14 protein-coding genes are annotated in these 13,791 nt (G+C 72.9%); 4 read left to right on the top strand and 10 right to left on the bottom strand.

The annotated features are described in order from the left end of the window. Positions 1-69 precede the first annotated feature (69 nt). Genes ACWDD7_RS04040 through ACWDD7_RS04050 form a run of 3 tightly spaced genes read left to right on the top strand, consistent with a single transcriptional unit; the run spans position 70 to position 2,079 of the window. Complete coding sequence (locus ACWDD7_RS04040) at positions 70-858, top strand: hypothetical protein (protein ID WP_450456204.1); 789 nt, start codon at positions 70-72, stop codon at positions 856-858. Continuing rightward, on the top strand, positions 855-1,130 hold the full coding sequence (locus ACWDD7_RS04045) for a PqqD family protein (RefSeq protein ID WP_351868727.1): 276 nt from the start codon (positions 855-857) through the stop codon (positions 1,128-1,130). The genes ACWDD7_RS04040 and ACWDD7_RS04045 overlap by 4 nt, the downstream gene beginning before the upstream one ends. 25 nt (positions 1,131-1,155) lie before the next feature. Then, the gene (locus ACWDD7_RS04050; RefSeq protein ID WP_450456206.1) at positions 1,156-2,079 is read left to right on the top strand and encodes an ArsR/SmtB family transcription factor; all 924 of its coding nucleotides are present in this window, start codon (positions 1,156-1,158) and stop codon (positions 2,077-2,079) included. Positions 2,080-2,086: 7 nt separating this feature from the next. On the opposite strand, the gene ACWDD7_RS04055 is transcribed toward ACWDD7_RS04050, so the two are convergent. From ACWDD7_RS04055 to panB, 10 genes are all read right to left on the bottom strand, one after another. Further along, positions 2,087-3,016: a 2-hydroxyacid dehydrogenase gene (locus ACWDD7_RS04055; protein WP_450456208.1), complete on the bottom strand. Its 930-nt coding sequence runs from the start codon at positions 3,014-3,016 to the stop codon at positions 2,087-2,089. Continuing rightward, positions 3,003-4,037 (bottom strand): TauD/TfdA family dioxygenase, encoded by a 1,035-nt coding sequence (locus ACWDD7_RS04060; RefSeq protein ID WP_450456210.1) that lies wholly within the window; start codon positions 4,035-4,037, stop codon positions 3,003-3,005. Before ACWDD7_RS04060 ends, ACWDD7_RS04055 begins: the two co-directional genes overlap by 14 nt. Then, positions 4,024-4,800 (bottom strand): hypothetical protein, encoded by a 777-nt coding sequence (locus tag ACWDD7_RS04065; RefSeq protein ID WP_450456212.1) that lies wholly within the window; start codon positions 4,798-4,800, stop codon positions 4,024-4,026. Before ACWDD7_RS04065 ends, ACWDD7_RS04060 begins: the two co-directional genes overlap by 14 nt. After that, a complete protein-coding gene (locus tag ACWDD7_RS04070) occupies positions 4,797-6,143 on the bottom strand; it encodes an aminotransferase family protein (protein WP_450456214.1) in 1,347 nt (448 codons plus the stop codon). The genes ACWDD7_RS04065 and ACWDD7_RS04070 overlap by 4 nt, the downstream gene beginning before the upstream one ends. Beyond that, positions 6,136-7,011, bottom strand: a complete 876-nt coding sequence (gene panC, locus ACWDD7_RS04075; protein ID WP_450456216.1) for a pantoate--beta-alanine ligase — start codon at positions 7,009-7,011, stop codon at positions 6,136-6,138. Before panC ends, ACWDD7_RS04070 begins: the two co-directional genes overlap by 8 nt. Further along, positions 7,008-7,625, bottom strand: coding sequence for a dTMP kinase (locus tag ACWDD7_RS04080; RefSeq protein WP_450456218.1), 618 nt, complete (start codon positions 7,623-7,625; stop codon positions 7,008-7,010). Before ACWDD7_RS04080 ends, panC begins: the two co-directional genes overlap by 4 nt. Beyond that, on the bottom strand, positions 7,622-8,758 hold the full coding sequence (locus ACWDD7_RS04085) for a serine hydrolase domain-containing protein (RefSeq protein ID WP_450456219.1): 1,137 nt from the start codon (positions 8,756-8,758) through the stop codon (positions 7,622-7,624). Before ACWDD7_RS04085 ends, ACWDD7_RS04080 begins: the two co-directional genes overlap by 4 nt. Further along, entirely contained in the window at positions 8,755-9,822 is a 1,068-nt protein-coding gene (locus ACWDD7_RS04090) for an alcohol dehydrogenase catalytic domain-containing protein (protein ID WP_351868702.1), read from the bottom strand. The genes ACWDD7_RS04085 and ACWDD7_RS04090 overlap by 4 nt, the downstream gene beginning before the upstream one ends. Continuing rightward, positions 9,819-11,294, bottom strand: coding sequence for an aldehyde dehydrogenase family protein (locus ACWDD7_RS04095; protein WP_450456220.1), 1,476 nt, complete (start codon positions 11,292-11,294; stop codon positions 9,819-9,821). Before ACWDD7_RS04095 ends, ACWDD7_RS04090 begins: the two co-directional genes overlap by 4 nt. 130 nt (positions 11,295-11,424) lie before the next feature. Next, positions 11,425-12,273: a 3-methyl-2-oxobutanoate hydroxymethyltransferase gene (panB, locus tag ACWDD7_RS04100; RefSeq protein ID WP_450456222.1), complete on the bottom strand. Its 849-nt coding sequence runs from the start codon at positions 12,271-12,273 to the stop codon at positions 11,425-11,427. Between the two features lie 192 nt (positions 12,274-12,465). Between panB and ACWDD7_RS04105 the strand changes: the two genes are divergently transcribed. Then, positions 12,466-13,716 carry an MFS transporter gene (locus ACWDD7_RS04105; protein WP_351868694.1) on the top strand — a complete coding sequence of 417 codons (1,251 nt, stop codon included), beginning with the start codon at positions 12,466-12,468 and terminating at the stop codon, positions 13,714-13,716. Positions 13,717-13,791 lie beyond the last annotated feature (75 nt).

The raw sequence follows: 13,791 nt of genomic DNA on the forward strand, positions 1-13,791 counted from the left end.
GGCGGTCTATGATCACCGCACTCCCATGTCCGGGGTTTGGCAACGGCGTTGCGAACAAGGGGTGTTCGGGTGCAGGAGAACGAATCTGGCCAGTGGCTGCGGGTCCTCCGGGAGCGGCAGCTGATTCCTGAGGACGCCCTCGCGGTCTCCCTCGTCGGCTCGGTGGCGCACGGCTGGCACAACGAGCGCAGCGACTACGACTTCTACGTCGTCACCTCGCGGGAGTCCGACCTTCCCGGTCAGTCGAGCATCACGCTCCCGCTCAACCCGCCCCGGGTGCGCAGCCAGTCGTTCTATCTGGAGGAGCGGCGCTGGGAGGTGACGTACTGGCTGGACAGCCACTACGACCAGATGCTCGCCAAGGTCTCCGAGGACGAGTACAACCGGGGCGTCGCGCCGGCCCGGGTGCTGGCCCCCCGGGAGGAGCTGGCGCTCGGCCGCCTGGACAGCCGCGTGATCCTCCGGGGCGCCGAGTGGTTCGAGGCCCGGTCGAAGCAGCTCGCCGAGTCCGCCTTCCGCTCGTTCATGATCGCCCGCTCGCTGGGCGCCTCCGACAACTGCGTCGAGGACGCGCTCGGGCAGATGAAGGCCGGCAACCTGGAGAGCGCCACCCTCTCCGCGCGCGCCGCCCTCGGCTCCAGCATCGACGCGCTCCTCGAAGGACACGGCCAGTTCGGCAGCCAGGCCCCCAAGTGGCGCCCCCAGCGATTCCGGGCCGCCCGGCCGGACGGCCTGTCCTTCGAGGACTACTGGGCCCTGGAGACCATGCGGGACTACGACCCCGAGGACCCCCGCCCCTGGATCAACCGGGTGCTCACCATCTGCCAGGACATAGCGATGCGCGTGGAGGTCTCGTGAGCGGCCGGCCCGGCCCCCTGGACGTCCCCCGCAGGACCCTCGGCATCCGCATCCGCCGGGTCGCGGACGGGCTGCTGCTCGGCTACCGCGACCAGGCGGTCCTGCTGTCCGGCGCCGCCGAGCTGATCTACCGGCTGGCCGACGGCGACCGCACGGTCGCGGACATCGCCGAGGGGCTCGCCGAGGAGTACGGCATCGACCCGGCGGAGGCCCTTCCCGACGTCGTGGAGTTCCTCATGGACCAGGACGACAGCGGGATCTTCCAGTGGTGACCCGCCCCGTGGTCCCGCGCCCGTCATGATCCGTCTGGACGTCGACGACGAGAGCCTGCGCTCGATCCGGCTGGCCCTCAGCCCGCTGTGGGAGACCCTCGGCAGCCTGGCGCTCCTCGCGCGCTACCGGGGGGCCGTGCCCACGCCGTACACAGGCTGGGTACGGCAGACCCGGCGTGCGGTGCCGCCGAAGCTGATGGACGCCGTCGTAGCGCTCGTGCACCGGCGGGAGCCCCCGTTCCTGCGGCATGCGCACGCCTACGTCCCCGACCCCGCGCGCGCCTCGCTCCAGGAGGAACTGGACTTCCTGCGACGGCGATGCGACGAGGGCGAGGACCGCGAGGCCCGGCGGGTCGCCGATCTGGTCGAGGACTACTGGGACCGGGCGCTGAGCCCCTCCTGGGCCGCCATCCGCGCCTCCCTGGAGGAGGAGGTCCTGTTCCGGGGCCGGACCCTGGCCGTCAACGGGCCGGAGGCGATGCTGGCCGAGCTGGAGGGCCGGGTGCTGTGGCAGCGGCCCCGGCTGACCGCGCCGTACCACCTGGACCTCAGCCGGGACGTGCAGCGGTCCAAGCTGGTGCTCGTGCCCAGCATGTTCTCCGCCGTGACGCGCATCTTCACCTCGAACGAGCACGTCACCGCCATGTCCTACCAGGCCAGGGCGACCGGATTCCTGCACTCCGTCACCCACGACAAGCCCCCCGAGCCGGACACCGACCGGCTGGCCCTGCTGATCGGCGGCGGCCGCGCGAAGATCATCAGGGCCCTCCAGGTGCCGAAGACCACGACCGTGGTCGCCCAGTCCCTCGGTCTCGCGAAGAGCACCGTCTCCCAGCATCTGGGGGTGCTGACCGAGGCGGGCGTGGTGTGGCGGCAGCGGCTCGGGGGCCAGGTGTTCTACCAGCTGGACCGCAGCGGATTCGCGCTGCTGGAGCAGTTGGGGGACTGAGCGGCGCTCATCCCTCCAGAGCCGCCCCGATCCTCCTGAGCACCGCCGCCGTCATGCTCCGGCGCGTCACCGTGGTCGCGCTCGCGATGTGCGGTGTGAGCACCGCACGAGGATCGCGCCGCAGCTCGGCGGGGACGTGCGGTTCGTCCTCGTAGACGTCGAGCGCGACGCCGCCCAGATGCCCGGCCGCCAGGAGTTCGAGGAGCGCCGACTGGTCCAGCACCCGGCCGCGCGAGGTGTTCACCACGACGGCGCCGGGCGGGAGTTCGCAGAGCATCGACTTGTCGACGAGGCGGTCGGTGCCGGGGGTGAGCGGGACGTGGATGGTCAGGAAGTCGCTCACCCGCATCAGCTCGACCAGGTCCCGGTGCGGTGTCACGCCGGGCGGGAGCGGCGCGCCGGGGCGGTGCGGCAGGCCGTGCACCTCCATGCCGAACGCCTGGGCCCGGTGGGCCACTTCGGAGCCGATGGCGCCCAGGCCGAGAATGCCGAGGCGGCGGCCGTGCAGCTGGATGCCGAGGAAGGCGTCGGCCTCCCAGCGCCAGTTCGCGCCGGACCTGACGAACCGGTCCGCCTCCACGATCCGCCGGGCGCAGGCCAGCAGCAGTCCGAGCGTGTGCTCCGCGACGGCCGGAGCGAGGGCGCCCGCCGCCGTGACGACCCGGACCCCCGCGCGCCGGCACGCCTCCACCGCGATGTGGTCCACCCCCGTGGAGTACGTGCCCACCACCCGCAGGCCGGGGCCCGCCGCCCGGAGCAGCGCCTCGTCCACCGGCTCGTTGGCCGTCACCAGCACCGCGGTGCTCCCGGCCACCGCCCGCAGCAGACTCCCGCGGTCGCCGCCCGGCCAGTGCGCCAGGGCCAGACCCCCGGGCAACGCGGCGGGCAGCCCGGGGAGCGGGGCGGTGACCAGCAGCCGGCGCTCAACCGCGCTCATCGGGCTTCTTCCGCATCCCGTAGCGGTGGCGGCACAGCGTCGTCGGGAACTGCCGTCCCCCGTCGAGATTGACCCACTGCCGCAACAGCAGCCTGCCCCCGCCCCCGGCGGCGTCGCTGAACGAACGGCGCGCGTGCACCACGATGTTGTTGTTCACCAGCTGGAGGTCACCGGTCCGCAGGGCGTACTCGGTGGCGGCGCCGGGCCGCTGGGCGAGCGCCTCGAACAGGTCGAGGGCGTAGCGCTCCAGGTCGCTCACGGGCACGGACGTCACGGACGGGGAGGAGTCCACGTAGTCCCGCAGGAAGTAACGGCACGTCAACTGGCCGTGGTAATAACCGAAGACGGCATTGCGGTAGGCCGGCGGGTCCTCCTCGTCGCGGTTCTCGTAGACGAACCCGTTGTAGTAGAGCCCCAGGAGGTGCGGGGCCCGGCGCAGCAGTTCGTTGTAGATCGTCATGGCGCTGGCGATCAGCGAGGTGCCGCCGTTGTCGGCGGGCCGCACGCACAGCAGCAGGGCGAGGTCGCCGTCGTCCGAGTGGAAGCGCAGCGCGGAGGTGGTCTGGTGGCCGCGCACCGTGCTGTCGTCCAGGCCGCCGTTGCCGTAGTCGCGCACGTCGGCGATGTACTCGCCCCGGGTGTTCTGCGAGACGGCGGTGCCCATCACCGCGCCGAGCGCGCGGTACAGGCCGCGGATCTCGTCCGGCGCGAGATCCGTCACCGGCAGGCCGCGGAGCACGGCCGTGCCGATGTGTGTCTCGGTGCGGTGGGCCGTGGTGTGTGCCAGGTCGGACAGCGTGGGCATGGTCCGCCGGGCGAGGGCGCGCCAGGATTCGCGATCCGCGAGGAGCGGGAGCGGATCGTCTCGCAACGCCTTGACGAGGGCCGCTGTTTCGTCCAGGTGCGCCGGGGTGAGTTCGTGCACCACGCCCTCGGGGGCGGGCAGGTCCGCGGCCATCCACGCCGTGGGGTCGGTGACCGGCTCGGTGAGGATCTCCTGCGGCGCCTCAGGCGGTGTCATGGTGCTCCCCTTTCCCGAGGGCGGCTTTCCCGAGGACGACGAGAGCGGTGCCGTTCGTGGCCTCGACGAGGTCCGTGCAGACCAGGCCGCCCAGGTCGGCCACCATGGCCAGCAGTTCGTCCTTGTGGAAGCGGGCCTCGCGGCCCCTGCCGCGGATGTGCTCGCGCATGACCTGGCCGGAGATCCCGCCCCAGGTGGGCAGGGGGATGTCCCGGTCGGGCAGCGCCGCGTAGTCGATCTCGCCCACGTCGGGCCGCCAGAACAGCTTCCGCTCGGCCGGGGTGAGGGCGTCGTGGATCTGCCGGTCGCGGTCGTACCAGCCGAAGCGGACGGTGAGGGCGAGCGTCCCACCCGGGGCCACCAGATCGCGCAGTCCGCGCAGGCCGGCGGGCAGATCGGCCGCGCTGAACCGGTTCACGAGCCGGTCGGCGACGGCGAGTTCGTACCTGCCGCGCAGCCGCTCGGGCAGCGGGCCGGTCACGTCCACGAGGTGCTGCCGGTCCCCGGGCAGCCCGAGCCACTCGCCGGCCTCCCGCAGGATGCCCGGGGCGAAGTCGAGCACATGGAGCTCGGCGCCGGCCTCCTGGGCGGCCTTGGAGAGCGAGACGGTGCTGGCGCCGACCACGGCGGTCGGGGCCCCGGCGCGCATCAACCCCCGGAAGATCTCGTCGTGTTCGGGTGCGGGGCCGCCGTAGTAGCCGGAGTTCCAGTAGCTGCCGCTGACGAGGTCCCAGGCCCGTGCCTTGGCCGGGAGTTCCGTCATGTCTCCTCCTTCAGGGTGGCCGTGATGGCGTCGCGCAGCCGGGCGGCGATCTCGCCGGCGTCGCTCGCACTGGTGATCAAGGGCGGACACAGGGCCAGGACGTCACCCAGGTCGCGGACGATCAGTCCGAGTTCGCGGGCCTTGCGCGCGACCCGCCGGCCGACGCGGCGCTCCGGGTCGAAGGGCCGCCGCCCGGCGCCGTCGGCCATCAGCTCCACCGCCGCGAGCCCGCCGAGACACCGCACCTCCCCGACCGCGGGCAGGTCCAGCAGGCCCTCCAGGGAGGTGCGCAGCGCCGCCTCCAGCTCGGTGACGCGCCGCTCGATGCCGCGCTCGCCGAGGGCGCGCAGGTTGGCGCGGGCGACGGCGGCGGCGACCGGGTGGCCGCCGAAGGTCGAGCCGTGCCCGAGCACGCCGTACGACTCGGCCGCCGCGGCGACGGAACCGGTGAGGTCCGCGCCGAGCAGGACCGCGCCCAGCGGGGCGTACCCCGCGGTGATGCCCTTGGCCACCGTCACCGCCGCCGGCCGCAGCCCGAAGCGCTGGTGCCCGAAGAGCGGCCCGAGCCGCCCGAACCCGCAGACGACCTCGTCGGCCACCAGCGGGATCCCCAGGTCGGCGAGGAGCCGGTCCATCGCGGGCCAGTACCCGTCCGGCGGCACCAGGACGCCGCCCGCCGCCATGACCGGCTCGGCGACCATGGCGGCGACGTTCTCCGGGCCCGCCTCCTCGATGCGGTCGCGGGTGGTCCGCACGATCCGGTCGACGTACTCCTCCGGCGACTCGCCGTCGAGGTGGTCGCGGTAGTAGTGCGCCCGGGGCACCCGGACGGTGAAGGGCAGCGGCAGGTCGAACCCGGCGTGCTGGTTCGGGATGCCGGCCAGCGAGGCGGCGCCGAGGGTGGTGCCGTGGAAGCCGGAGTCCCGGGTGACGACCAGCTTCCTGGACGGCGTCCCTTGCGCGTTGCTCGCCAGCCACAGGAACTTGAGCACCGACTCGACCGCCTCGGACCCCGAGGCCGCGAAGTACACCGAGCTGAAGCGCCCTTCGGCGGCGGCGAGCAACTCGTGTGCCAGCGCCTCCGTCTCGACGCTGCCCCGGCCCAACGCGCAGGGGAACGCGGGGAGTCGCTGGTAGGCCGAGGTGGCGGCCTCGATCAGCTCCGCGTCGGAGAAGCCGAGGTTGGCGTGCCACAGCCCGGACAGCGCGTCGATGTACTCCTTCCCGGCGGTGTCCCGGACGCGGATGCCCTCGCCCTCGGCGATGATCAGCGGCGCCTCGTCCCGGTACACACGGTGGTCGGTGAAGGAGTAGACGATCGGTTCGGTCGCCAGATCAGTCATGGTTCGCCTCGGTCAGCGGGATGTTGTCGAGCAGTCGTACGCCACCGAGCCGCGCGGCCGCGAACAGCCGTACCGGGACCGGCCCGTCCACGGACCGCACCTCGGTCAGCGCCTCCTCCTCGCAGGCCACCAGGTACTCGACCGCGAAACCCAGCGAGGCGAGCCGCTCCCGGCCGGCGGCCAGCACGGCGGGCAGCGGCTCGCCGGACCGCACCCGGGCCCGCATGTCCTCAAGGACGCCCCGGAGCCGGGGAGCCGTCGCACGCGCCTCGGGGCCGAGGTTCTTGTTGCGGGAGGACATCGCGAGGCCGTCGGGCTCGCGCTTCGTGGCGCCCCGGACCACGGTCACCGGCAGCCGCATGTCCTGGACCAGCGTCTCGATGATCCGCAGCTGCTGGAAGTCCTTCTCGCCCCAGTACGTGCGGTCGGGCCGCACCAGGTTCAGGAAGAGCAGGCTCTCGGTGACCATGCCGTCGAAATGGCCCTCGCGTGAGCGGCCGCACAGCTGGTGGCTCAGCCGGGGCACCGAGACATGGGTGCCGAAGTCGTCCAGCACGCGCTCGCGCCCGGGGAAGATCTCCGTCCAGCTCGGCAGGAACGCGACGTCGGTGTCCCGGTCCCTCAGGAGTTCCAGGTCGCGCTCCATGGGCCTCGGGTACGACTCGAAGTCCTCGTCGAGCCCGAACTGGAGCGGGTTGACGAAGATGCTGCAGATGACCAGGTCGCACTCCTCGCGGGCGAGGTCGACCAGGCTCAGGTGCCCCTCGTGCAGCGCTCCCATGGTGGGCACGTAGCCGATGACGGCGCCCGCCCGGCGCGCGGCCTCCCACTCGGCGGCCAGTTCCCCGGCCGTGGTGACCACCTTCACCGCGGATCACCCAGCTTCGCCTCGACCGCCGCGAGCACGCGCCGGTGCACCTCCTCGAACGTCGCGTCGGCGTCGATCCACGTCCACTGCGACGCCTGTGGGAGGGCGGCGTAGGCGGCCCGCATGCGCGTGAGGAAGCCGTGGTCGATCCACTCCTGCGGGTCCCGGACCTTCACCCGGGCCACGGACAGCTCCGGGTCGAGGTCCATGAACAGCGTGAGCGTCGGCTCCGGCAGCCCCCGGAACAGGCCCTCGATCAGCCACCGGTTGCTCGCGCCCAGCGCGTCGGCGGCGGCGATCTGGCAGTACGCGTACCGGTCCGCGATGATCAGGTCCGTGCCCTCGGGCGCGGTGCCCAGCGAGGACATGGCCATCCACTTCACGGCCGCCGTCATGACCTTGTGCGTGTCGGGTCCGAGCATCGCGAACCGGTCGTCGTACCCGTTCTCCACGGCGACCTCGTCCAACCGGGCCGACAGCCCCTGCAGGCTCGGGTTCGGGTGCACGAACACCGAGAGGCCACGGGCCTCGTAGGCGGCCTTCAGCATCTCGATCTGGGTGCTCTTCCCGGCGCCGTCCAGACCGATGAAGGCGACGATGGGGGGTGTGGTCATCGGGCGCTCGCCACCTGCGGCAGATGCCGGTCGGCGAGTTCCGTGAAGGTGGCTTGCAGGATTCTCGTCCGCCCGTACGAGGGCGCGGCGAACAGCAGGATCAACTCTTTCTCCAGATCGACGAGGAAACTGGTGCCCGCCCGGCCGAGCCAGGCGACGCGGCGCGCGGTGCCGGGTCCGCAGTACCGGGGCGAGATCTTGAAATTCAGGCCGAATCCCCAGCCGGGTCCGGGAATGTAGTCGGGGCCGGTGTCGTGCAGCCCGGCTATCTGGTCCGAAAGCAGTTCCACCCGCGCTGACTCGCTGAGGAACGCGGAATCCGGCGCGGGGAAGAACACCGCCTGGAGGAAGGCCAGATAGTCCCGCAGGCTCGCGAGCCCCCCGCTGCCCGCGGACCGGAATCCGCTCGTGCGCCGCAGATCGGCCAGCGACTCCCCGGTCGGCGGATCGGCCGACGGCTGGAGCACCACGTCCGCGGTGAGGTCCGGCGGCAGGAAGAATCCGCTCGACGCCATCCCGAGCGGCTCGAAGAGGTACGTGCGGAACAGCGCGTCGAGCGGGGTGCCGAGGTGGTGCTGGATCAGCAGCCCGGCCACGTCCGCCGAGCGCCCGTACTCCCACTGGGCGCCGGGCGCGGCCGACAGCTCGCAGCCGAGGACGCGCCGCAGGAAGTCGGTCTCGTCCGTGCCGTACCCGCGTTCGGTGTAGTCGTACGGCAGGACGCCCGCCGCCCGGTACACCCGCTGCATCCGCTCGTGCTCCTTCGACCCGGCGAGGCCGGAGGACATGGTCAGCAGGTGGCGCAGGGTCATCGTGGGCGGGACCCGGACGCCGTCGATACCGGCGGCGAGTTCGCTCACCCGCATGTCGAGTCCCGGGAGCCGGCCCGCGTCGATCAGGCGCAGGGCCAGCGTCGCGAGCATCGGCTTGGTCATCGAGTACAGGCGCACGACGCTGTCCAGGGTCACCGCGGGCCCGTCCGGGGCGTTGCGGCCCATGAACACCGTGTGCTGCTCGCCGGACGCGACATCGCGCAGACAGGCCGCGCCGCCGCCGACCCGGCCGGCCTCGATCTCGGCGGCCAGCGTGGCCTCGCAGTCGCGGGCGAGGTCCTTGAGTGCCGCGCGCATCATCGGAGTTCCCCGTCCGGTACGAGGCTCACGCGGCCGCTGACGCAACGCTCGGCCGCCGCCAGCGCGTCCGTGACCGCGTCGAGGCCGAACTCCGCGAGCGGGAGCCGGCGCAGCGGGGTGTCACCGGAGAGGAGGTCGACGGCGGCGACGAGGTGGTGCGTGGTGTAGCGGATCGCGCTGGAGACGGTGATCCCCTTGCGGGTCAGCACGCCCGGGCGGATGGACACGACGTCGGTGTCCCGGGTGTTGATGATGCCCATCATCACGATCTGGCCGCCCGGCCGCACCTGCTCCAGTGCCGTCGCGAACGCCTCCGGCGTGCCCGCCGCGACCACGACGAGGTCGTAGTGCCCGTCGAGCGTCCCGCCCGCCGGGGGCAGCTCCCCGAGCGCGCGGGCGCCGGGGAACAGCTCCGCGTTCGCGCGCCGCGCGGGAACCCGGTCGTACACGTCCCAGGACGTGCCCTCCGGAGCGCCCGCGACGACCGACAGACCGAGCGCGCCGGCCCCGATCACCAGGCACGGCCCCGCGAGCACGTCGGCGCGGACACGGTCCACGACCGCGAGACCCTGCGCCAGCGCGCAGTTGGCGAGGGCCGCGAGCGAACTGGGCAGCGCGTCGGGCACCTTGACCGTGAACTGCTCCGGATGCAGGTGGTAGTGGCTCGCGAACGCGCCCCGGAAATGCGGTTGTTCGAGGCTGGAGCGGCCCCAGGAGGCGTATGCGACCTCGCACAGGTTGGTCCGGCCCAGCCGGCACATCTCGCAGGTGCCGCACACCCGGAAGTACGAGCACACGAGCCGGTCGCCCTCGGTCAGCCGCTCGCCCCGCGCGTCGTACAGCTTGGTGCCCGCCGTGTCCACGATCCGGCCCGCGAACTCGTGCCCGAGCACGCAGTCGTGCAGGGTCGGATGCCCGCCACGCCACAGGTGGACGTCGCTGCCGCACACGTTCGCCCGCTCGATCGCGAGCAGCGCCCCGCCCTGACGCGGGGGCAGCAGGGGGTGTTCGCGCCGCTCCAGGCCGCCGTCGGCGCGCAGGTTGATGGTCACACCGGTGGTCATCGAGGTCCTTCGGTCGGGGCGGGGAAGACGATCGTCTTGGCGAAGCACATGTTGCGCGCGGACGACAGCACGCTCTCCCGGCCGTGCCCGCTGTGGCCCACCCCGCCGAAGGGGGCCAGCGGATGGTCGTACTGGGGGCCGTCGTTGAGGACGACGGTGCCGACCGGCAGCCGTTGCGCGAGGTTCATGGCACGGTCGAGGTCGCGGGTGAAGACGCCGACCTGGAGGCCGCCCGGGTAGCTGTCGGGAAGGTCGTCCAGAGCGCGGTCCGTCAGGGTGACGACGGGGGCCAGCGGCGCGAGGAACTCCTCGGTGACCAGCCGGGCGTCCGGGGCGACCTTGCCGATGACGGTGGGCCAGCACTGCGCCCCCCGGTACTCGCCGCCGGCCACGACCTCGGCGCCGTCGCGGACCGCCTCCTCCACCGCCGTCCGCACCCGCTCCACCGCGCCCGCGTCGACGAGCGTCCCGATCCGGGTGGTGCGCTCGGCGGGGTCGCCCACCCGCCAGGCGGCGCTCTCCTCGACCAGGAGCCGGCCGAAATCCTCGGCCACGCCCTCCGCGACCAGGACGCGCTTGACCCCGCGGCAGGACTGGCCCGCGTTGCCGAAGGCACCCTGGGCGGCCGCACGGGCGGCGGCCGGCAGGTCGGCGTCGGCGCACACGACCAGCGCGCCCACATCGCCCAGCTCGTAGCAGCCGGGCCGCGGTCCGGCCGTCGCGGCCACGGCCCCCGCGCCGCGCGCGCCGCCGGTGAAGGCCACGAAGTCCACCGCGGGATCGGCCAGCAGCGCCTGCGCCACCTCCGGCCCGCCGGTCCACAGCGAGAGGTACTCGGGCGGATACCCGCGGTCGAGCAGGATCTCGACCGCCAACACCGCGCTGGCACTGGCCCGTTCGGACGGCTTGAGGGTGATCGGCGCGCCCGCCAGCATCGCCGGGGCCACCTTGACGATCAGCTGGGCCAGCGGACGGTTGTACGGCGTGATCGCCATGACCCGGCGGTACGGCTGCGGGGTCGTCACCGCGAGCCGGTCGCCGCCGGGTCCGGACAGCCGGGTCGAGGTGCCGTCGAAGTGGTGCACCGCCTCCGCCGCCAGCTGGAGCCAGCGGACCGAGCGGTCGACCTCTTTCTCGGCATCGGTCACCGGCATGCCGATCTCGGCGGAGATGGACGCGGCGACCTCCGCCCTGCGGGTCTCGAAACCCTCCGCGCAGGCACGCAGGACCCGGGCGCGGTCGGCGGCGGCAAGCTTCCTCACGGGCCTTCGTCCGCGCGGCACCTCCTTGGCCGCGGCATGGCTGACGACGGCCACCAGCCGGCCGTCGTAGGGGCTGCGCACCTCGTGGGCCAGCTCGCCGTGCCGCCAGGTCCCGTTCTCGAAGACACCGGCGCGGACCGGTGGGGATTCCTGTGCCGGACCGCTCGGGCGGCCCGGGGTCGGCTCGTGGGGATGGGCGACTACGGACATGATGTTCCTCGAATCATCTGTGCGTCGCACGGTCGGCCGAACCCGTCGGTGGACGGGGCCCGGTGGGCGAGTCGGCCGTGCCGTGCCCTCCCTCGGCGGTCGTTCGCCCCTCGTTCGGCGAACCCGCCGGTCAGTCGAACGAGTGCTCCGGTCCCGGGAACGCGCCGGCGTGGACGTCGGCGGCGAACTCTCTGACGGCGCGGTCCAGTTCGCCCGCGAGATCGGCATAACGCCGCACGAATCTCGGGGACCTCCCCGTGCGCAGCCCGGCCATGTCCTGCCAGATCGCCACCTGCGCGTCGCAGGAGGGGCCGGCGCCGATGCCGATGGTGGGGACGGGCAGGTCGGCGGTGAGCCGCTTGGCCAGCTGCGCCGGGACCATCTCCAGGACGACCGCGAACGCGCCCGCTGCCACGACGGCTCGGGCGTCCGCGAGCACGGCTTCGGCGCCCCCTTCGCGCCCCTGGACCCGGTAACCCCCCAACTGGTGCTCGCTCTGCGGGGTGAACCCGATGTGCGCCATCACCGGGACGCCCGCGCGCACGAGTTGGGAGATCTGCGGTGCCATGTCGCGCCCGCCCTCCAACTTGACGGCCTGACAGCCGCCCTCCTTGAGGAAGCGGACCGCCGTGCGCAGGGCCTGCTTCCCGTCCTCCTCGTAGGAGCCGAACGGCAGGTCGGCGACGACCAGCGAACGCGGGGCGGAGCGCGTCACCGCCCTTGCCAGCGGCAGCATCTCGTCCACGGTGACCGGGATCGTGGTGTCGTGGCCGAACACGTTGTCGGCCGCGGAGTCGCCCACCAGGAGCACGGGGACGCCCGCGGCGTCGAAGAGGGCGGCGGTGTACTGGTCGTAGCTGGTGAGCATGGCCCAGCGGTGGCCCGCCGCCTTGGCCGCGAGCAGGTGGGTCGTCCGGACCCGGCCACGGGCCGGCCACGCGAACGCGGCGCGAGACTCGCTTGCCGGCTCTTCAGACATGACATTCCCCCCTGAGGACGTCGTCCCAGCCCGAACCAAGCAGCACGCCAGACCAAGATCGATCAGTGGGTGATCGTAACGTCACCGTTCTTGGCCTACAACAGTCTGGCGCTCCGCCTGAGAGTGTGACGCGCGTTACTGCGGGGGGAGGGGGGATCTGGTCCACTGCGGGCCTTCGGGGGAGAGGTGGCCATGGCTCGTGCCGAGCTGAGCAGTGAGACGAAAGCCCGCAAGTCCGGTACCGCGAACATGTTCTGGCGCTACTGGACCGCCTCGACGGCCAGTGGTGTCGGTGACGCCGTCACCACGGTGGCACTGCCGCTGGTGGCCATCGAGACGCTGCACGCCAGCGCGTTCGAGGTGAGTCTGCTGCCGGCCGCGCGCTTCGTCGCCTGGGTGGCGATCGGGCTGCCCGCCGGAGTCGTCGTGCAGCGGCTGCCGTTGCGCGGCACGCAGATCGCCATGGACCTGATCCGCGCGGTGGCGATGGCGTGGGTACCGCTCGCCGCGGCGCTCGGGGTCCTGCGGCTGTGGCAGCTCGTGGTGGTCACCCTGGTGACCGGCCTCGCCGGTGTCGTCTTCGACGTCGGGAACTCCAGCTTCCTGCCCAGCATTGTCAGCAAGGAGGAACTCACCGCGCGCAACAGCCTGTTGTCGGGGTCCAGCGCGGCGACCCAGCTCGGCGCGCCCTCGCTCGGCGGCGTGCTGGTGCAGTTCTGCGGCGCCGCGACCAGCCTTCTGGTCGACGCCGTCAGCTACGTCGTCTCGGCGGCCGTCCTGTGTACCGTGCCGCGCCCGAGCGGCAAGCGCGCCGCGAAGGCGGGCGGCTCGCCCTGGAGCCAGATCTCGGAGGGCTGGCGCTACGTCACCCGCCACCCGGTGATCCGGCCCTGCGTCACCGCCGCGACCCTGGTGAACTTCGTGTGCGGCACGCTGATCGCGCTGACGCCGCTGTACCTGGTGCGCACGCTGGGTACGCCCGTCGGTCTGGTCGGCGTGGTGATGGCGACCGACGGCCTGGGCAGCCTGCTCGCCGCCGCGCTGACCCCCCGGCTGTCCCACTGGCTCGGCAGCGCGCGGGCGATCTGCTGGGCGACGCTCGTCGCGGCGGTCGCCCTGGTGCTGCTCCCGCTGAGTTCGGGTGGGTGGGGGCTGCTCGTGTTCGGCCTCGGGAACACCGTCTTCGCCATGGGCGTCGTGGTGCTGAGCATCCTGACGCGCACCCACCGCCAGACCGTGACGCCGCCGGAGTTGCTGCCCCGGGTGATGGCCACCGTGCGGTTCGTGTCCTGGGGCGCGGTGCCGCTCGGCTCCCTGCTCGCCGGCGCGGCGGCCGCGGGACTGGGCACGCGGGATGCCCTGTGGCTGGTCGGCGTGGTCGCCCTGGCGGCTCCGCTGGCGCTGTGGGCGGGGCCGGTGCGGCGGATGCGGGTGCTGGCCTAGGAGCGGATGCGGCCGCCGTCCGGGGGAGGGACGGTGGGGGGCGCGGTGCAGGTGCCGGAGTGACGGCCGGTACCG

It is taken from the genome of Streptomyces sp. NPDC001056 (assembly GCF_053598955.1).